Below are 18,272 nucleotides of genomic sequence, written 5' to 3'. Positions count from 1 at the left end.
GCGCTTCCCGGTGCAGGGTAGGCCATCGTCGACCCGCCCGCCCCGGGTCCCGCCCCGACCTGCGGACAGCGCGGCGTGCTCCCGGTCGCGGGCGGTGGTGCGCGCACCTATCATCATCGCGACTCCATCAGGTGAGGCAACGGGGGATGCGTGAGCACGACACTGCGTGGCGGCCAGCGGCTCGACGAGCCGGAGATGCCGGGCGGCCAGATCGTCCTGCAGCCTCCGCCGGAGCTGCAGGAGGGCGAGGGCGCCAGCGGCGTGCTGATGAACGCCATCCCGATGCTCGGCAGCCTGGGCTCCATCGTCCTCGTGGCGACCATGGGCAGCGGCTCCAACCGCGGCCGCAGCTTCCTCGCCGCCGGCATGTTCCTCTTCGCCACGCTCGGCTTCATCGTGGTGCAGATCGACCGGCAGCGGAAGCAGCGCGCACAGCAGGTCACGGGCTCGCGCACCGAGTACCTCCGCTACCTCTCCAACATCCGCAAGGTGGCGCGTGAGGCGGCCGACCAGCAGCGCCGTGCCCTGAACTGGCACCACCCCGAGCCGGCCGCGCTCCCCTCGCTGGCCGAGGACCGCACCCGGCTGTGGGAGCACACCGGCTCCGACGACAACTTCCTCCACGTGCGCTACGGCCTGTGCTCGCAGCCGCTGTCGCTCGAGCTGGTGCCGCCCGAGAGCGCGCCCGTCGACCAGGTCGACCCGGCCGCGGCGTCGGCCCTGCACCGGCTGCTCGTCGTGCACCGGCTCCAGCCCAACCTGCCCGCCTCCATTGACCTGCGCGCCTTCGACCGCATCGAGCTGTGCGGCGACGCCGAGGAGGTCCGCTCGACCGCCCGGGCGATGCTCTGCTCGGCCACGGCGTTCCAGAACCCCGACCAGCTCATCGTCGCGGTGCTGAGCTCGGAGCAGAACCTCACGCACTGGGACTGGATCAAGTGGCTGCCCCACGCCCAGAGCAGCCGCGAGGCGGACGCGGTGGGGCCGATGCGGCTGGTCTCGACCTCGCTCGACGACCTGGGCAACCTGCTGCCGCCCGACCTCAGCGACCGCCCGCGCTTCGGCGCCGACGAGCGGGCGGCGACGCCCCACATCCTGCTGGTGATCGACGGGGGCCACCTGCCGCCCGGCAACCACATCGTCCCGCCCGACGGCCTCCACGGCGTGACGCTGCTCGACCTGCCGGCGCGGTGGGACGAGCTCGAGGACTCCACCCGGCTGCGGCTGGAGTTCGCCGGCGGCCCCGACGAGCTTGGCAAGCGCCCGGTGAGCGCGCTCCGACTGCGCGGCGAGCCGGTCAAGGCCCTCGCCGACCAGTGCGACATCGCCACCGCGGAGGCCTTCGCCCGGCGCATCGCCCCGCTCAAGACCGCCAGCGCCGAGTCCGCCTCGGCGGGCGGCGCCGTCGACATCACCTCGACCACGCCCGACCACATGGACCTGCTCGGTCTCGGCGACATCTTCACCTACGACCCCGCGACGGCGTGGCGCCCGCGCCCGGCGCGCGACCGCCTGCGGGTGCCGATCGGCATCGGCGACTCCGGCGGACTGATCCACCTCGACATCAAGGAGTCCGCCCAGCAGGGCATGGGCCCGCACGGCCTGGTGATCGGCGCGACCGGGTCGGGCAAGTCGGAGTTCCTCCGCACCCTCGTCCTCGGCCTGGTCATGACGCACTCCTCCGAGCAGCTCAACCTGGTCCTGGTGGACTTCAAGGGCGGGGCGACGTTCGCCGGCATGGCCGACATGCCGCACGTCTCGGCCGTCATCACCAACCTGGCCAACGAGCTCACCCTCGTCGACCGCATGCAGGACGCGCTCTCGGGCGAGATGACGCGTCGCCAGGAGCTGCTGCGCGACGCCGGCAACTACGCGTCGGTGCGCGACTACGAGAAGGCCCGCGCCAACGGCGAGCCGCTGGAGCCGATGCCCTCTCTGTTCATCGTGGTCGACGAGTTCTCCGAGATGCTGTCGGCCAAGCCGGAGTTCATCGACCTGTTCGTCGCCATCGGCCGGCTCGGCCGCTCGCTCGGCCTGCACCTGCTGCTCGCCTCGCAGCGCCTCGAGGAGGGCCGCCTGCGCGGCCTGGAGTCCCACCTGTCCTACCGGGTCGGGCTCCGCACCTTCTCGGCCGGTGAGTCGCGCGCGGTCCTCGGCGTCCCGGACGCCTACGAGCTCCCCGCCGTCCCGGGCCTGGGCTACCTCAAGCCCGACCAGTCCACGCTGCTGCGGTTCAAGGCGGCGTACGTCTCGGGGCCGCCGTCGAGCCGCACCCGCGTCACCCGCGACGAGGGCGGCGCCATCCGCGGCATCCTGCCCTTCACGATCTCCGAGGTGCAGGCGCTCGCGCCGACCGCCGAGGAGCGGGCCGACATGCCGGCGCCGCAGCCGCAGCAGCAGGGCGAGCAGCCCTCGCTCCTCGACGTCGCCGTCACCCGGATGATCGGCAAGGGCCCCGAGGCGCACCAGGTGTGGCTGCCGCCGCTCGACGTCCCCGACACCCTTGACGAGCTGATGCCCGACCTGGCCGAGCACCCCGAGCTGGGCCTCACCTCCCAGCAGTGGCGCAACGTGCCGGGCCTGGTCATCCCCCTCGGCACGGTCGACCGCCCGCGCGAGCAGCGTCGCGACACGATGACGCTCAACCTCACCGGAGCCGCCGGCCACGTGGCCGTCGTCGGCGGTCCCCGCTCGGGCAAGAGCACCCTGCTGCGCAGCATCGTGACGAGCATGGCGCTGGTGACGACGCCGCGGGAGTCGCAGTTCTTCGTGCTCGACTTCGGCGGCGGCACGTTCGCCCCGCTGACCCGGCTGCCGCACGTCTCCGGCGTCGCGACGCGCTCCGAGCCCGACGTCGTACGCCGCGTGATGGCGGAGGTCGAGGGCATCGTCGACCGGCGCGAGGCCTACTTCCGCCAGAACGGCATCGACTCCATCGAGACCTACCGCTCGCGCCGCGCTCAGGGCCGCGCCGACGACGGGTGGGGCGACGTCTTCCTCGTCATCGACGGCTGGAGCACGCTGCGCGCCGAGTTCGACGACCTCGAGATGGAGATCCAGCAGCTGGCCGCGCGCGGCCTGACGTTCGGACTCCACATCGTCACCGCGTCCACGCGGTGGGCCGACTACCGCGCCGCGATGCGCGACGTCTTCGGCTCCAAGCTCGAGCTGCGCCTCGGCGACCCGCTCGACTCGGAGGTCGACCGCAAGGTCGCCGCGCTCGTGCCCGTCGGCCGCCCCGGCCGCGGCCTCGTGCCCTCCAAGCTGCACTTCCTCGGCGCACTCCCCCGCATCGACGGAGACGGCAGCGCCGACACGCTCGGCGACGGCGTCGACGACCTCATCGACAAGATGGCCGCTGCCTGGAAGGGCCCCGAGGGACCCAAGCTGCGACTGCTGCCAGAGATGGTCACGCTCGAGGCCATCCGCGAGGACGCCGTGCGGCGCCAGGTGCCCGAGCGGCACGTCCTGCTCGGGATCAACGAGAAAGAGCTCGCCCCCATCGGCCTCGACGTCGACGCCGAGCCGCACATGCTCATCTTCGGCGACGGCCAGTCGGGCAAGAGCGCCCTGCTGCGGACGTACGTCCACGAGATCATGCGCACCCGCACGCCCAAGGAGGCGCAGATCGTCCTCGTCGACTACCGGCGCTCGCTGCTCGGCGAGGTCCCCGACGAGTACCTCCTCAACTACCTCACGTCCGCCACCCAGGCGACACCGACGCTCAAGGACATCGCGAGCTACCTCGAGGGCCGCATCCCCGGGCCCGACGTCACCCCGGACCAGCTGCGCAACCGGTCGTGGTGGACCGGCGCCGAGGTCTTCGTGGTGGTCGACGACTACGACCTCGTCGCCACCCAGCAGTCCTCGCCCGTCTCCTCGCTCCAGCCGCTGATGGCGCAGGCCCGCGACGTCGGCCTCCACGTGGTGGTGGCGCGACGCACCGGTGGTGCGTCCCGCGCCCTCTACGAGCCGGTGATCCAGTCGCTGCGCGACCTCGCCATGCCCGGCGTGATGCTCTCCGGCCCGCGCGACGAGGGCATCCTCATCGGCAACCTGCGCCCCCAGCCCGCCCCCGAGGGCCGGGCGCGCGTGGTCACCCGCGACGGGGGGACCCAGACAGCGCAGCTGGCCTGGCTCGACGCGACGATGTGACCCGGGGTGTTGCTTGTGATCCCCCGCTGCGTCAGACGAAGCCGCGCCCATGCGTTCCGGTTCGTCTGACGCTCGGCTGCGGGAGGGTCGTCGTACGCCTGCTCGAGCCGGGGCTTTGCACCCGAGTTCCGTACCTACAGGTGGAGATCTCGACCTGTCAGCACGGCGGTCACCGGATATCCGGGGACTCCAGACGGCAGCAGCTCCCAGGGGCCCTGTGTACGTCATACGAACCGCGCCCATGGCTGACGGTCCGTATGACGCTCGGCTGCGGGAGGGCCGTCGTACGTCGCTCGAGCCGGGCTTTGCACCCGAGTTCCGTACCTACAGGTGGAGATCTCCACCTATAAGCACGGCGGTCACCGGATATCCGGGGACTCCAGACCCCGGGAGCAGCACCTACCGCCGCCCGCTCTTGAACATCCCCCGCGCGATCTCCCGGGCGGCGGTGCTCATGAAGTCCTTGAAGGCCCGCGACTTCACGACGTCCATGACCAGGCCGTCGTCCTCCTTGGCCGCCTTCGGCGTCGACTTCTTCGTGACCCGCTCGTTCTTCTGCTCACGGGCCATCTCCTTGACCCGGGCGTCCTCGGCGGCCTTGCGCGCGCCCTCCTCGAGCTTCTTGGCGAGCAGCTCGCGGGCGGACTCGCGGTCGATCGCCTCGGCGTACTTCGCGGTCAGCGGCGACGCCGCCACCGCCGCCTCCATCTGGGCCGTCGGCGCCGGGTCCATCAGCGACTCCGGGGCGCGCAGGCGGGTCCACGCCACGGGGGTCGGCGCGCCGCGCTCGTTCATCACGGTCACGACGGCCTCGCCGATGCCGAGCGACGTGATGACCTCGCCGAGGTCCTCGTAGTCGCTGTTCGGGTAGGTGTTGACGGTCGCCTTGAGCGCCTTCGCGTCGTTGGGCGTGTGCGCGCGGAGCTGGTGCTGGATGCGCGAGCCGAGCTGGGCCAGCACCTCGTCGGGCACGTCGGTGGGCGACTGGGTCACGAAGAAGACGCCGACCCCCTTCGACCGGATCAGCCGCACCGTCTGGGCGATCTGGTCGAGGAAGGCGTCGGAGGCGTCGTTGAAGAGCAGGTGCGCCTCGTCGAAGAAGAAGACCAGCTTGGGCTTGTCGAGGTCGCCCTCCTCCGGCAGGTCGTGGAAGAGGTCGGCCAGCATCCACATGAGGAAGGTGGAGAACAGCGCCGGCCGGTCCTGCAGGTTCGGCAGCTCGAGCAGGCTGATCACGCCGCGCCCGTCGTCGGTGGTGCGGAGGAACTCCTTGGTCTCGAGCTCCGGCTCGCCGAAGAAGACGTCCGCACCCTGCGCCTCGAACGCCACCAGCTCGCGCAGGATCACGCCGGCGGTCTGCGGCGACAGGCCGCCGATCGTCTTGAGCTCGGCCGTCCCGGCGGCGTCACCCGTGAGGTACTGCAGCACCGCGCGCAGGTCCGCCAGGTCGAGCAGCGGCAGCCCCTGCTTGTCGCAGTAGTAGAACACCAGGCCGAGGGACGACTCCTGGGTCTCGTTGAGGCCCAGCACCTTGGCCAGCAGGGTCGGCCCGAAGGCGCTCATCGTGACCCGCACGGGTACGCCGACGCCCTCCCCGCCGATCGCGTAGAGCTCGGTCGGGAAGCCGGTCGCCGTCCACTCCTGGCCGACGCTCGCGGTGCGCGCCGTGAGCTTGTCGCTCGCCTCGCCGGGCACGCCGAGACCGGAGAGGTCGCCCTTGATGTCGGCGGCGAAGACGGGTACGCCGTTGGCGCTGAGCTGCTCGGCCAGCAGCTGGAGGGTCTTGGTCTTGCCGGTGCCGGTCGCGCCGGCCACGAGGCCGTGCCGGTTGAGCATCGCGAGCGGGATCCGCACGTGCACGTCGGCGAGGCGGTCCGCGTCGAGCATCAGCCCGCCCAGCTCGAGGGCCGCGCCCTCGAAGCTGTAGCCCGCCGCGACGGCCTCCGCGATCGGGTCGCTCGGCGCCGGTGCGTCCTCGGCGGGTGCGGCCGGGGGCGGCGTCGGCTCGGCGGCGGGAGTCTCGGTCATGCCCGGAGCCTAGTCAGCGCGGTGGGCGCCGACGAGGGCGTCGTTATGATCACCGGCGTGATCTTCAAGCGGGTGGGCCTCGGCCGGCCCTACCCCGACCACGGGCTGAGCTCGCGCGCCTGGGCCGACCTGCCCCCGCGCCAGGTCCGGCTCGACGAGCTCGTGACCACCAAGGACACGCTCCACCTCGACACGCTGCTCGACGAGGACTCGACGTTCTACGGCGACCTGTTCGCTCACGTCGTGCAGTGGCGCGGCGACCTCTACCTCGAGGACGGCCTGCACCGCGCGCTGCGCGCGGCCCTCCAGCAGCGCAGCGTCCTGCATGCCCGCGTCCACCAGGCGGCCGACCAGTGAGGACCCCATGACCGGCGCCCTGAAGTCGGCCCTGACCCTGGCCGTGCTGGCGGTCCTCGTCCTCCTGGCCGCGGTGTGGGGCTGGGCGGCGTTCACCGAGCCGTTCCCCCAGGACGAGCCGGTGGCCATCTGCGAGGACACGGATGTCACCGCCGGCAGCGAGGTGCGCCGCGACCAGGTCGTGGTCAGCGTCTTCAACGGCAGCGGGCGCAGCGGCCTGGCCAGCTCGACGAGCGCCCAGCTGACCGAGCGCGGCTTCGTCGCCGGCGACGTCGGGGACTCGCCCCAGCCGGCGGCGAGCACCCAGATCTGGGCCGCCGACCCGACCAACCCGGCGGTCGCCCTGGTCCGCAAGCAGTTCAAGGGCGCCCGGATCGTGGGCGGCGACGCCCTCGGTCCCGGCGTGGTGGTCGTGCTGGGCGAGAAGTTCACGGCCCTGCGCAAGAAGCAGGTCGAGTCGGTCGTCGCCGCGCAGGACGCGACGTACTGCCGGGCCACCGGCTCGGAGTAGGACCGCCGATCGGCGTCAGGTCCGTCAGCCGCGGTCGCGGTCGCGGCGCGTCGGGTCGCCCAGCCACTGGGCGAGACGACCGTTCTGCGAGACCTGCCGCAGCCGGCCCTCGGTGACCTCGCGCAGCTTGCGCGGGGTGACCACGAGCAGGTCGTCGCCCGCGCGCAGGACCGTACGACGCTCGGGCACCAGCACCTCCCCTGATCGGATGACCAGCGACACCGAGGCGCCCTTGGGCAGCCGCAGCTCACCGACCTCGACGCCGTGCATCTTCGAGGTGGCGGCGATCGTGACCTGCAGCAGGTCCGCCGCGACCCGGTCGAGCGGAGCCGCCTCGACGTCGAGCCCGCGGGGCTGGAGCCGGTGCGCCACCCCCAGCCGCCGCGCGACCCAGGGCAGGGTCGGGCCGGTGAGCAGGGTGTAGACGACCACCATCACGAAGACGATGTCGAACAGGTCGTCTGCACCGTCGACGCCCTCGGAGAGCGGGATGGTGGCGAGCACGATCGGCACGGCGCCGCGCAGCCCGGCCCACGAGATGAAGGCGAGGTCGCGCGCTGCCATCGGCTGCACGACGCTGCTCACCAGCACCGAGAGCGGCCGGGCGACGACGGTCAGGACGAGGCCGGTCACCAGCGCGTGGACGACCGTGTCGACGTCGATGCGCCCCGGCGAGAGCAGCAGGCCGAGCATGACGAACAGCCCGATCTGGGCCAGCCACGCGATGCCCTCGGCGAACGACCGCGTCGTCATCCGGTGCGGCAGCTCGCTGTTGCCCAGGATGAGCGCCGCGACGTAGATGGCGGCGAACCCGGAGGCGTGCAGCGCGGCCGCGGCGCCGTACGCCGTGAACGCCAGGCACAGGACCGCGAGCGGGTAGAGGCCCGAGGACGGCAGCGCGACCCGCCGCATGATCCACGCCCCGGCGACGCCGCACACCACGCCGACGAGGCCGCCGGCGATCAGCTCGAAGACGATGATGCCCGCGGTCTCGAGCACCCCCGAGTCCGCGGCCGCGCCGGTGGAGATGATGCCGACGAGCACGACGGTCGGGGCGTCGTTGAGCCCCGACTCGGCCTCGAGGGCGCCGGTCAGGCGCTTGGGCAGCGGCAGGGCCCGCAGCACCGAGAACACGGCCGCGGCGTCGGTGGGCGAGCAGATCGCGCCGAGCAGGATGGCGAGCTCCCACGGCAGCCCGAGGAGGTAGTGGGTGCCGACCGCGACCACCGCGACGGACACCGCGACGCCGACGGTCGCCAGCGACAATCCCAGCCGCACGCTCGACCGCATCTGGCGCCAGTCGGTGGTGAGACCACCCTCGGCCAGGATGATCGCGAGAGCGCCGAAGCCCAGCGCGTGGGCGAGCTGCGCGTCGTCGAACGGGATGCCGAACGGACCGCCCTCGCCGAGCACCACGCCGATGAGCAGGTAGATCAGCAGCGACGGCAGGCCGACGCCCGCCGAGACGCGTACGGCGAGGATCGCCGCCAGGGTCACGACCGCGCCGACCAGCACGAACTCGTCGAGCTGGTGGACGTCGAAGGTCATTGCACCTCGTGCAGGTCGGCTGGGCGAGCCGGAGCCGGCTCGCCGCGGGTCGGCATGCTGATCCTATCGGCCGAACACCCTTGCGGTTGACGTCGCTCGTGCCCGCGGACGCGGCCCACCAGCGGTCCGCGGCGACCGGTCCGCGGCATCGGCCGGGGTGTACCGAGCGTGCCCCGGTGGTGGACAATCCGGCGCGGGACGACGTTTGGACCGTGCGGGCAGCGGGTAGGCGTCCTCGGACGAAGGGGTGTGATCGATGTACGGCGACACCGCCGCGGGCCGCAAGCGCGTCGCCCAGCTGCGCGAGCAGGGTGGTGACATCCGCGCGCTGGCCGCGCGCCTGGTCTCCCAGGCCGAGGCGGTGCCGTGGCACGGCAAGGCAGCCGAGGCGATGCGCGAGCGGATCAAGGACCGTGCCGACCACCTCCGCACGGCAGCCGCCCAGCACGAGACCGCCGCCGACTCGCTGGCCAAGCACCTCGTCGAGGTCGACACGCTCAAGGAGGCGATCGAGGTCCGGACTCACAAGGCCCGCACGCTCGTCGAGGACGCCAGCACCCGCGCCAGCGAGGCGGCTCCCGCCGACGGCGGCGCCGCGGCCGAGCCTGACGGCGCCGAGGCCGCCCTGCTCGCCTTCGATCCCCCGCCCGCCGGTCACCGCGACTGGCTCACCGTCGACCTCCCGGGGCTCTGACATGGTGACCATCGACCTGACCACCCCGCCCCCGGTGCCCACGACCTTCCTCGAGGGGATGGCCCGCCGGATCGCGCTGACCCTGCCGGAGCTGCGGCTGGTCGCCGACCTCGCCGGTGGCGCACCTCTCCCCTTCGACGTGCAGGACCCGCGCGGCGCCGCCCCGGGTGCGGGCTCGCTGTCCGGACGCCTCGGCCAGAGCCGGGGATCCGCCGAGGACTCCGCCTACACCGACGCACTCGGCACCCTCCACGACCCCGAGGACTCGCTGCGCCGCCGCGGGCTGGTGGGCGACCACGGCGCCGACCCCGGCATCGTCGGGGCCGTGGGCCTCCTCGCGACACCGCGGCTCGCGCTCGACATCGACGTCGCCGCCGGCACCACCCAGGTCAAGGCGTGGCACCGCCAGGACGGCGGGGCCGTGGCGAGCCTGTCGACCTGCGACGGCATCGTCTTCGAGCTGGCCTGGTTCCCCGTCGACCAGTGGACCAGCGAGCTGTCCCGCGTCACCGAGGTCCCCGAGGACATGCCGCTCTCGGAGTCCCACGTCCCGGCCCACCTCGACGTGCCCTACGCCCTCGCCGACACGATCGGCGAGGCCCTGCGCTCCGGTCGCTCCGACCTCGTCCCGGTCCTCATCGGCCAGGCCGACGGCGCCGTCCTCGCCGACGGTGACGAGCTCGGCGACGCCGAGGCGGCCGCCGCCGTCTCCGCAGTGCACACGGAGGGACGCGGACGCCTCCGCATCCTGGCCGCCGAGGTCTCCGAGCGCGCCACCACCGCGGTCGGCGTGGTGTCGTGGGTGCTGCTCCGCGACGGCTGGCACTCGCTCACGCCGCGCCACGACGACGGCGCCCGGGTCGCCGTCGCCCGCGTCGACCCCGACGACCTGCCCACCGAGCTGGCCCCGGTCCTGGCGCAGGTCGCCCTCCGAGAGGCGGTCTCCTGATGGGCGACCTCGACATCCCCCGCACCCACGAGGCCGGGGCCCCCGAGTCGTCGGCCGCCGTGGCCGCCGACAAGTACGACCAGATGCTGGCGCTCGCCGACCTCTTCGACGCCACGGGCGGCGAGATGCGCACCCGCGCCCGCCTCGGCGGCGTGATCCTCTCCGACGACGACGTCGTCGACTCCGGCGAGCTCTCGAAGGCCACCTGGGCGCAGGCCGGGGAGGACATCCGGGCCGCGACGACGGGCAAGCACGGCCTGCTGACCCGGTCGGTCGAGCTCGACGCCGACGCGCTCGTCGTACGTGCCACGGTGCTGACCTACCGCTGGATCGACGAGCTCCAGGAGGCGGCCTACAAGACGCTCGGCTCCATCGCGGGCCGTGCCATCGGCTACCTCGCCCCGGAGGTCGCCCTCGGCGGCGCGATCGTGAGCGCCGGCCTCATCGAGACCGACACGCTCGACCGCGACGGCGTCACCGCCTACCTCAGCGAGCTCGCCGACAACAACCCCGACCTCATGGACCACCTGTCGGGTGGCGGCGGGCTGCTCGACGGCCTCCACATGCGCTCGCTGCTCACCGCCGGCGTGCTGGCCTCCGACCAGGGCGTGGCCGCCGCGCGCGGCGGCCTGCGGGCGATCGGCGTCGAGCCGTTCCCGACCGACGCGATCTCGGCGTTCCGCGACTCCGCCGGCTCCTTCGTCGAGATCGAGCAGCCCGACCCCGAGGTCGGCACCAGCGCCGCCGCGGCGCCGCGCTCGCTCGAGGAGCTGATGGCCAACCTGCTCGCGGAGGACCGGCGGATCAGCGTCCAGCGCGTCGGCACCGGCCGCTACATCGCCTACCTGCCCGGCACGCTCGGCGTGGAGTCCGGACGGCTCCGGCTCGTCGGCGCCGACCCGACGACGACCGCCACGCAGGTGATCCGCGCGATCGAGAAGGCGGTCACCGACGACGACGCCCGCGTGATGCTCGTCGGCTCCGCGGCCGGCGGCACCGTGGCCGCCGAGATCGCCGCCACCGCGGCATCGCCGCGCTTCGTCGTCGACCAGGTCGTGACGGCGGGCTCACCGTCGGCGCAGGTGCCGCGGATCCCGGAGGGCACCCGCGTCCTGTCGCTGGAGGACCGCTCCGACCCGGTCGCGCTGCTCGGCTCGCTGATCAACGCGGCGACGACCAACCGGCTCACCGTGGTCTTCGACGGCAGCACCGCCGACGGCACCGACATCTACGTCGCAGGCGCCAAGGCCGCCGACAGCGCCGGGCACCCCGAGGTGCGCGCGGAGATCACCCGGATGCAGGACCTCGGCTACCTCGCCGGCTAGACGATCTCGTGCACGAACTCGCCCAGCTGGGCGAGGTTGCGGCACTCCACCATGGGCACCACCTCGCCGTACCGGTCCGCCGCGCTGTCCCCGGTGCCCCAGTGCCGCGGGTGCTCGGGGTTGAGCCACCACGCGTGACGGGCCCGGCCGGCGAGGTCCGCCAGCACCGGCAGCGCCAGGTCGCTGTAGTTGGAGCGCGCGTCGCCCAGGACCAGCAGCGAGGACCGCGGACCGATCGCGTCGGGGTGGGCCTCGGCGAAGCGCGTGAGCGCCCGGCCATAGCTGGTCCGCCCGAAGAGGGCGGCGTGCGAGATGCTCGCGGCGAGCGAGTCCATCACCTCGACCACGTCGGCGCCCGGGCGGAAGGCGTCGGTGACCTCGACGACGTCGTCGACGAACGTGAACGCCCGCACGCCGCCGAAGGCCTCGCGCAGCGCGAACACCAGCATCAGCGTGAACTGCGCGAAGTTGGCCACCGAGCCGCTCACGTCGCACAGCACCACCAGGTCGGTGCGGTGCGGCCGGCGCGGACGGTGGTGCGTCGTCAGCGGCACGCCGCCGGTGGCGATCGACGCCCGCACCGTGCGGCGTACGTCGAGCGGACCGCGCCGCCGCGCGTGCTGCTCCTTGGTCAGCCGCGCGGCCAGCCGCCGGGCGAGGGGGTAGATCTCGCGGCGCATCTCCTCGAGGTCGGAGCGGCGGGCGGCGGTGAAGTCGAGCCGGTCGATGGTGGGCCGCACCGTCACGTCCGCGACGTGCCGCGGTCCCTTCTCCTCGGCGATGCGCCGCCGGGCGTCACCCTCGACCAGGCGGGTGAAGTCGCCGATGCGCCGGCCGGCGGTGCGCTGCGCCCGCTCGCCGTCGAGTCCCTCGGCCAGCAGGCCCTGGACCAGCCGGTCCAGCAGCTCGGAGGGCGAGACGCGCTGCAACGACGTGTACGCCGACCAGCTGGACAGGCCCGGCCCGCGACCGGGCATGGCGCCGAACCGCCCCACCGCCTCCGCCGCGAGGTCCTGCAGGGCCTGCTGGTCGCCCGCCGCCAGCGCGTCGGCCAGCGCCTCCCGGAAGCGCTCGAGGTCCGCACCCGTGTCGCGGGGGCCACCGGCCGGGGCGGAGTCCCCCTCCGCTTCCTCGTCGGTCGTGTCGCCGGCGCGCACCCCGTCGCCGACCAGGCGCGGGTAGTAGATGTCGAAGACCGCGTCGAACGTGACGCGCTGCGGCTGCCGCTTCACCAGCGTGGCGGCGTACGCGGCCCGGACGGTCTCGCGGTCGTCCCAGCGCACCTTCTCCAAGGCGCTGATGGCGTCGAGCCCCTCGGCCAGCGACACCGACAGGCCCGCGGAGCGCAGCGCCTCCACGAAGCCGATGTGGGTGTCGAGCAGGGTCACCTCACGGCCAGCTTGAGCTCGGTGACGGCCCGTCGCTGGTCCGAGGCGTGCTTGAGGACCACACCGAGCGTCCGGGCGACCGTCGCCTCGTCGAGGTCGCCGATCTGCAGCGCGATCAGCGTGCGGGCCCAGTCGACGGACTCCGCGATGGACGGCGCCTTCTTGAGCTCGAGCTCGCGCAGGCGTACGACGACGTCGACGAGCTGGGCGGCGACCCGGTCGTCGAGCCCGGGCACCTGGCTGGTGACGATCTGCCGCTCGCGCTCGGCGTCGGGGTAGCCCAGGTGCAGGAACAGGCACCGTCGCTTCACCGCCTCGGACAGCTCTCGGCTGGCGTTGGACGTGAGGACCACGAAGGGACGCCGGGTCGCCGCGACCGTGCCCAGCTCGGGGATCGTCACCTGGAAGTCGCTCAGCACCTCGAGCAGGAGCCCCTCCACCTCCACGTCGGTCTTGTCGACCTCGTCGACGAGCAGCACGGTCGGCTCGTCGCGCCGGATCGCGGTGAGCAACGGCCGGGTGAGGAGGAACTCCTCGGTGAAGATGTCGTCGTGGGTCTCGCTCCACGAGTCCGGACCGGCGTCGCGGCCGCCGCTGGCCTGGATCCGGAGCAGCTGCTTCTTGTAGTTCCACTCGTAGAGGGCCCGCGCCTCGTCGAGGCCCTCGTAGCACTGCAGCCGCACCAGCTCGGCGCCCGTCGCCCGGGCGACGGCCTTGGCCAGCTCGGTCTTGCCCACGCCGGCCGGGCCCTCGACGAGCAACGGCTTCTCCAGCGCTCCCGCGAGGTACGTCGTCAGGGCGGTCGCGTCGTCGGTGAGGTAGCCGGCCGCGCGCAGGCGCTCGGCCGCGTCGTCGGCGGACTCGAACCAGGTCGTCACCGGACGGAGCCTAGCCGCGGCCGACTGCGGGAGCGGCGGAGCGCGGGCCGACGCCCCCTCAGCCGGCGCCTCGCTCCGCTTCGCCGTGGCAGAGGGGGCGGGATTCGAACCCGCGGTAGGTCTCCCTACGACCGCTTTCAAGGCGGTTCCGATCGGCCGCTCCGGCACCCCTCCTCGTGCCGCGCCGAGGGCGCCGCACACCGCGGGACTCTACCGAACGGCGCCCGCCGCGACCCGCGCGCGGGGCGGTGGCGGCACACGTGGTGAAATCGGCGGCGTGACCGACACCGCCACTGTCCACCGCCTCGCTCCCGCCGTCGCGGCGCGACTGCTCGGTGTGGTCCTGTGCACGGTCGCGGTGCTCATCCTGCTCGGCACGCTGGCCATCGCGGTGCTCGACCTGCACACCCTCTTCCTGCTGGTGCCGGTGACGCTGACGATCGCTCTGCTGGTCGCCACCTGGTGGGCGTGGCGGCAGAAGGGCTGGGTCGCGCGGCTGACCCCGGCGGGCTACCGCATCCAGTGGGTGCGCGGTGTCGGCGCCGCGTCGGGCCGGTGGAAGGACGTCGAGGACGCCGTGACCACGACCGTCGCCGGCTCGCCCGTCGTCGTGCTCCGCCTGCGTGACGGGCGGACGACCACGATCCCGGTCGAGATGCTCGCGACGGACCGCGAGGCGTTCGTCCGCGACGTCCAGGACCACCTCCAGCGCGGACACGGCCTGCGCAAGTGGTGACCTGATTCGGCGCAGGCGCGCCGAGCCTTGTAACCTTCTGTGCGCCCGGCCGCGGTCGGGCATGGAGGCGTCGCCTAGTCCGGTCTATGGCGCCCGCCTGCTAAGCGGGTTTGGGGCTACAACCCCATCGAGGGTTCAAATCCCTCCGCCTCCGCAGTGGTCGGCCCCCTTCCTCCGAAGGGGGCCGACGCCGCGCTGCCCGCGTCGTTTGCAGGATCCTGCATTGCACAGACCTGCAGCGACAGGGGTGGGACGCCACGACGGGCCATGGGTGAAGATGGACCACGTCATCCCCTGTGACAACGTGACTTCGAGGTGAAAGCAATGACCCCAGTTCGCCGTATCGCCGCAGCCGCTCTCGTGGCCGCGCTCGGACTCGGTTTCGTCGGAGTGAACGCAGGCCCCGCCAGCGCCGCAACCGACACCACGTGGGGCGGCAAGGTCAAGGCAAACTTCTGAGCCACACGTGCCATGATGTGCACGCAGTGAAGAGCTGGGACACGGACCCCTCAACCCCCCACGAGTTCTGGTCCGACGGCCTCCCCCACAGGCCCGTCCCGGCAGCAAGGGCAGCAGCTCCCAGAGCTGCTGCCCTTGTCTTTTCCCGAGAACCCGTCAGGGCGTCGGCTCGTCCGTCTCCCGGCCGGAGATGCCCCGCTTGCCCATCTCGTAGCCGAGCTGGAACCTCGTCTCGACCTCGAACTCGTTCTTGAGGTCGGCGACGTAGCCGGCGTACGTCCGCGGGCTGACGCCGAGGCGCTTGGCGCCCGCCGGGTCGGCACGGCCCTCCAGCAGCATCCGGATCGTCATCGCGCGCTGCTCGGCGGCGATGTCGCGCATGAGGGAGGTCTCGCTGCTGGTGAAGGGGCGTGCCCGCTCCCAGTGGCGCTCGAACATGTCGACGAGGTAGCCGACCATCGACAGGTCGCTGATGACCATCGCCGCGCTGAGCCCCTCGTGGCTGGGGATGATCGCGATCCGGCGGTCCACCACGATGAGGCGGTTGAAGAACTCGTCGAGGGTGCGGACCTCGGCGCCGGCGGCGGTCACCGCGGCGACGTACTTGCGGGTGTCGGCACCTCGTCGGGCGGCGTGCTGGTAGAGGGTGCGCATCTTGACGCCCCGCTTGAGCGCCGCGATCTCGCGGGCACCGGCCTCGCCGAGCTGCTTGACACCCCGGCGGTCCTGCGGCTGCGCCGTCAGCAGCTCGAGCTCGGCGTCGCCCACGAGCGACGCGAGGAAGCTGGCGATGGTGCTGAGGCCGCGGATCTCGGCGAACGGACCCCCGACGGCGCTCGGCGAACGACGCCAGGCGTGCGACAGCGTCGAGAACGCCTGCGCCCAGTGAGCCGACTCGGCGATGAGCTCGGCACCCTGCTGCCCCAGCGGGGCGACCACCTGCGCCTGCACCGCGGCGGGGTCCACCGCGCGCCACTGCGTGCCGTCGTCGCTCCTCACGACCAGGCCGACCTCGACGAGGAGCTCGAAGGCCTGCTGGAGCTCACCCCGGTCGACGATGCGACGGTCGGTGGTGCTGATGCCCCCCGAGGTCACGATCTCCTCGTAGAGCGGCGTGGCCTGCTCCTCGAAGATCCCGCGCTCCTGCTGCCCCAGGGGCATGACTGACCTCCGCTCGACCCCGTACCCAGTGGGGCGATGGTGCCACACCGACACAACGCCGACGCCCCGGACGGCGTCGACCCGCCCCCCGGTGGCGCGGGAGGCGGGTCGGCGGCGTACGACGGTGGCTCAGGCCTCGAGCCGGGCCTTCAGCGTGTCGAGCTCGCTCCACAGCACGGCCGGGAGGTCGTCGCCGAACTTCTCGAACCACTCCTCGATCTGCGGGAGCTCGGCCCTCCACTCCTCGGTGTCGACGGCGAGCGCCTGCGCCAGCTGCTCCTCGGTCACGTCGAGCCCGTCGATGTCCAGCGAGCCGGGCGCCGGGACGTGGCCGATGGGCGTCTCGACGGCCGCTGCCTGGCCGTCGATGCGCTCGATGACCCACTTGAGCACGCGGCTGTTCTCGCCGAAGCCCGGCCAGAGGAAGCCACCGTCGTCATCGCGACGGAACCAGTTGACGTAGAAGATCTTCGGCAGCTTGGCGGCGTCGTTGTCCTTGCCGATGCCGACCCAGTGACCGAAGTAGTCGCCGGCGTTGTAGCCGATGAACGGCAGCATCGCCATCGGGTCGCGTCGCACCACGCCGACGGCGCCGACGGCGGCCGCGGTGGTCTCCGAGGAGAGCGTCGCGCCCATGAAGGTGCCGTGGTTCCAGTCGCGGGCCTCGGTGACCAGCGGGATGGTCGTCTTGCGGCGGCCGCCGAAGAGGATCGCGTCGATCGGCACGCCACGCGGGTCGTCGTACTCGTCGGCGAGGATCGAGCACTGCTTGATCGGGGTGCAGTAGCGGCTGTTGGCGTGGCTGGACAGCTCGCCGGTCTCGGCGGCGATCTCCGGCGTCCAGGGCTCGCCCTTCCAGCTCGTGGCCACGGCCGGCGGGTTCTCCAGGCCCTCCCACCACACGTCGCCGTCGGCGGTGAGGGCGACGTTGGTGAAGACCGAGTTGCCCTTGCGGATGGTCTCCATCGCGTAGGGGTTGGTGTCCTCGTTGGTGCCCGGCGCGACGCCGAAGAAGCCGAACTCCGGGTTGACCGCCCACAGGCGGCCGTCCTCGCCGACGCGCATCCAGGCGATGTCGTCGCCGATGGCCTCGACCGTCCAGCCCGGGATGGTCGGCTTGAGCATCGCGAGGTTGGTCTTGCCGCACGCGCTCGGGAAGGCCGCGGCGACGTACTTGGTGACGCCCTGCGGCGAGGTGAGCTTGAGGATCAGCATGTGCTCGGCCAGCCAGCCCTCGTCGCGCGCCATGACGGAGGCGATGCGCAGGGCGTAGCACTTCTTGCCGAGCAGGGCGTTGCCGCCGTAGCCCGAGCCGAAGCTCCAGATCATCCGCTCCTCGGGGAACTGGACGATGTACTTGGTGTCGTTGCACGGCCACGACACGTCGTCCTGGCCCGGCTCGAGCGGCATGCCGACCGAGTGGAGGGCGGGCACCCACTGCGGGTCCTCACCGGCGTCGGCGAGCTCCTCGATCCGGCGCAGGACGTCGGTGCCCATGCGGGCCATGACGCGCATCGACACCGTGACGTAGGCCGAGTCGGTGACCTCGATGCCGAACATCGGGTGGTCGGCCTCGAGGTGACCCATGACGAACGGGACGACGTACATCGTGCGGCCCCGCATGCAGCCGGCGTAGAGCCCGCGCATGAGGTCCTTCATCTCGGCCGGGTCCATCCAGTTGTTGGTGGGGCCGGCGTCACGCTCGCGCACCGAGCAGATGTAGGTGCGGTCCTCGACGCGGGCGACGTCGGTCGGGTCCGAGGCGGCGTGGAAGGAGTTGGGCATCAGGTCCGGGTCGAGCCGGGTGAAGGTGCCCGTCGCCTCGAGGGCGGCGGTGAGCTGCTGCCACTCCTCGTCGGACCCGGTGCACCAGTGGATGGCGTCGGGCTGCGTCAGCTCGGCCACCTCGGTGACCCAGGCGAGGATGCCCTGGTGGGTGGTCGGCTGCTCGGTGGGAGGAGTCGTCTGGGTGTCGATGGTGGCGGTCATGACCGGTTCCTTCGGGAAGCGTCGCGGGTGGTTCGCGCGGCGTCGTTGTCGGCGACTTGCGCGGGACGCTAGCCCGTCGATCAGCTCCCCCCTA

At 72.5% G+C, this 18,272-nt stretch carries 13 protein-coding genes and 2 tRNA genes; 8 read left to right on the top strand and 7 right to left on the bottom strand.

Annotated features, from left to right (window positions below; genetic code table 11):
* The first annotated feature begins 150 nt into the window (after positions 1–150).
* Complete coding sequence (eccCa, locus tag SHK17_RS01180) at positions 151–4,155, top strand: type VII secretion protein EccCa (protein ID WP_322920805.1); 4,005 nt, start codon at positions 151–153, stop codon at positions 4,153–4,155.
* Between the two features lie 399 nt (positions 4,156–4,554).
* Here the strand turns inward: eccCa and SHK17_RS01175 are convergent, their stop codons facing one another.
* On the bottom strand, positions 4,555–6,183 hold the full coding sequence (locus SHK17_RS01175; protein ID WP_322920804.1) for a helicase HerA-like domain-containing protein: 1,629 nt from the start codon (positions 6,181–6,183) through the stop codon (positions 4,555–4,557).
* A 57-nt stretch (positions 6,184–6,240) separates the two neighbouring features.
* On the opposite strand from SHK17_RS01175, the gene SHK17_RS01170 reads away from it, so the two are divergent.
* Complete coding sequence (locus SHK17_RS01170; RefSeq protein WP_322423845.1) at positions 6,241–6,540, top strand: type II toxin-antitoxin system VapB family antitoxin; 300 nt, start codon at positions 6,241–6,243, stop codon at positions 6,538–6,540.
* A gap of 7 nt (positions 6,541–6,547) precedes the next feature.
* Complete coding sequence (locus SHK17_RS01165; RefSeq protein ID WP_322423844.1) at positions 6,548–7,051, top strand: LytR C-terminal domain-containing protein; 504 nt, start codon at positions 6,548–6,550, stop codon at positions 7,049–7,051.
* A gap of 24 nt (positions 7,052–7,075) precedes the next feature.
* Here the strand turns inward: SHK17_RS01165 and SHK17_RS01160 are convergent, their stop codons facing one another.
* Complete coding sequence (locus SHK17_RS01160) at positions 7,076–8,599, bottom strand: potassium/proton antiporter (RefSeq protein ID WP_322920803.1); 1,524 nt, start codon at positions 8,597–8,599, stop codon at positions 7,076–7,078.
* Positions 8,600–8,855: 256 nt separating this feature from the next.
* Between SHK17_RS01160 and SHK17_RS01155 the strand changes: the two genes are divergently transcribed.
* From SHK17_RS01155 to SHK17_RS01145, 3 genes are read left to right on the top strand one after another with little or no spacing between them, the layout of a single operon-like run.
* Positions 8,856–9,293 carry a hypothetical protein gene (locus SHK17_RS01155; RefSeq protein WP_322920802.1) on the top strand — a complete coding sequence of 146 codons (438 nt, stop codon included), beginning with the start codon at positions 8,856–8,858 and terminating at the stop codon, positions 9,291–9,293.
* 1 nt (position 9,294) lies between these two features.
* A complete protein-coding gene (locus SHK17_RS01150) occupies positions 9,295–10,242 on the top strand; it encodes a hypothetical protein (RefSeq protein ID WP_172268834.1) in 948 nt (315 codons plus the stop codon).
* Positions 10,242–11,567: a hypothetical protein gene (locus SHK17_RS01145; RefSeq protein WP_322920801.1), complete on the top strand. Its 1,326-nt coding sequence runs from the start codon at positions 10,242–10,244 to the stop codon at positions 11,565–11,567. The genes SHK17_RS01150 and SHK17_RS01145 overlap by 1 nt, the downstream gene beginning before the upstream one ends.
* On the opposite strand, the gene SHK17_RS01140 is transcribed toward SHK17_RS01145, so the two are convergent.
* The 3 genes from SHK17_RS01140 to SHK17_RS01130 form a co-directional block, all read right to left on the bottom strand.
* Positions 11,564–12,955 (bottom strand): VWA domain-containing protein, encoded by a 1,392-nt coding sequence (locus SHK17_RS01140; protein WP_322920800.1) that lies wholly within the window; start codon positions 12,953–12,955, stop codon positions 11,564–11,566. The two genes, SHK17_RS01145 and SHK17_RS01140, sit on opposite strands and share 4 nt — an antisense overlap.
* The gene (locus SHK17_RS01135; RefSeq protein WP_322920799.1) at positions 12,952–13,833 is read right to left on the bottom strand and encodes an AAA family ATPase; all 882 of its coding nucleotides are present in this window, start codon (positions 13,831–13,833) and stop codon (positions 12,952–12,954) included. The genes SHK17_RS01140 and SHK17_RS01135 overlap by 4 nt, the downstream gene beginning before the upstream one ends.
* An 86-nt stretch (positions 13,834–13,919) precedes the next feature.
* Positions 13,920–14,007 (bottom strand) — tRNA-Ser (locus SHK17_RS01130).
* Positions 14,008–14,110: 103 nt separating this feature from the next.
* Between SHK17_RS01130 and SHK17_RS01125 the strand changes: the two genes are divergently transcribed.
* Together SHK17_RS01125 and SHK17_RS01120 are read left to right on the top strand one after the other, a co-directional pair.
* Positions 14,111–14,569: a hypothetical protein gene (locus SHK17_RS01125; protein ID WP_322920798.1), complete on the top strand. Its 459-nt coding sequence runs from the start codon at positions 14,111–14,113 to the stop codon at positions 14,567–14,569.
* Positions 14,570–14,632: 63 nt separating this feature from the next.
* A tRNA-Ser gene (locus SHK17_RS01120) sits at positions 14,633–14,723 on the top strand.
* A gap of 461 nt (positions 14,724–15,184) precedes the next feature.
* On the opposite strand, the gene SHK17_RS01115 is transcribed toward SHK17_RS01120, so the two are convergent.
* Both SHK17_RS01115 and SHK17_RS01110 read right to left on the bottom strand, forming a co-directional pair.
* A complete protein-coding gene (locus SHK17_RS01115) occupies positions 15,185–16,189 on the bottom strand; it encodes a TrmB family transcriptional regulator (protein WP_172268819.1) in 1,005 nt (334 codons plus the stop codon).
* A gap of 129 nt (positions 16,190–16,318) precedes the next feature.
* A complete protein-coding gene (locus SHK17_RS01110; RefSeq protein ID WP_322920797.1) occupies positions 16,319–18,178 on the bottom strand; it encodes a phosphoenolpyruvate carboxykinase (GTP) in 1,860 nt (619 codons plus the stop codon).
* Positions 18,179–18,272: the final 94 nt, after the last annotated feature.

It is taken from the genome of Nocardioides renjunii (assembly GCF_034661175.1).
Lineage (GTDB): Bacteria > Actinomycetota > Actinomycetes > Propionibacteriales > Nocardioidaceae > Nocardioides > Nocardioides renjunii.
The sequence above is the reverse complement of the archived record's forward strand: the minus strand, read 5'-3'. Positions and strand labels throughout refer to the sequence as shown.

What these genes read in the sequence shown, in the direction of transcription:
- SHK17_RS01175 (WP_322920804.1), bottom strand. Translation starts at nt 6,183, where the DNA reads ATGACCGAGACTCCCGCCGCCGAGCCGACGCCGCCCCCGGCCGCACCC.
- SHK17_RS01165 (WP_322423844.1), top strand. Translation starts at nt 6,548, where the DNA reads ATGACCGGCGCCCTGAAGTCGGCCCTGACCCTGGCCGTGCTGGCGGTC.
- SHK17_RS01160 (WP_322920803.1), bottom strand. Translation starts at nt 8,599, where the DNA reads ATGACCTTCGACGTCCACCAGCTCGACGAGTTCGTGCTGGTCGGCGCG.
- SHK17_RS01155 (WP_322920802.1), top strand. Translation starts at nt 8,856, where the DNA reads ATGTACGGCGACACCGCCGCGGGCCGCAAGCGCGTCGCCCAGCTGCGC.
- SHK17_RS01150 (WP_172268834.1), top strand. Translation starts at nt 9,295, where the DNA reads ATGGTGACCATCGACCTGACCACCCCGCCCCCGGTGCCCACGACCTTC.
- SHK17_RS01145 (WP_322920801.1), top strand. Translation starts at nt 10,242, where the DNA reads ATGGGCGACCTCGACATCCCCCGCACCCACGAGGCCGGGGCCCCCGAG.
- SHK17_RS01115 (WP_172268819.1), bottom strand. Translation starts at nt 16,189, where the DNA reads ATGCCCCTGGGGCAGCAGGAGCGCGGGATCTTCGAGGAGCAGGCCACG.
- SHK17_RS01110 (WP_322920797.1), bottom strand. Translation starts at nt 18,178, where the DNA reads ATGACCGCCACCATCGACACCCAGACGACTCCTCCCACCGAGCAGCCG.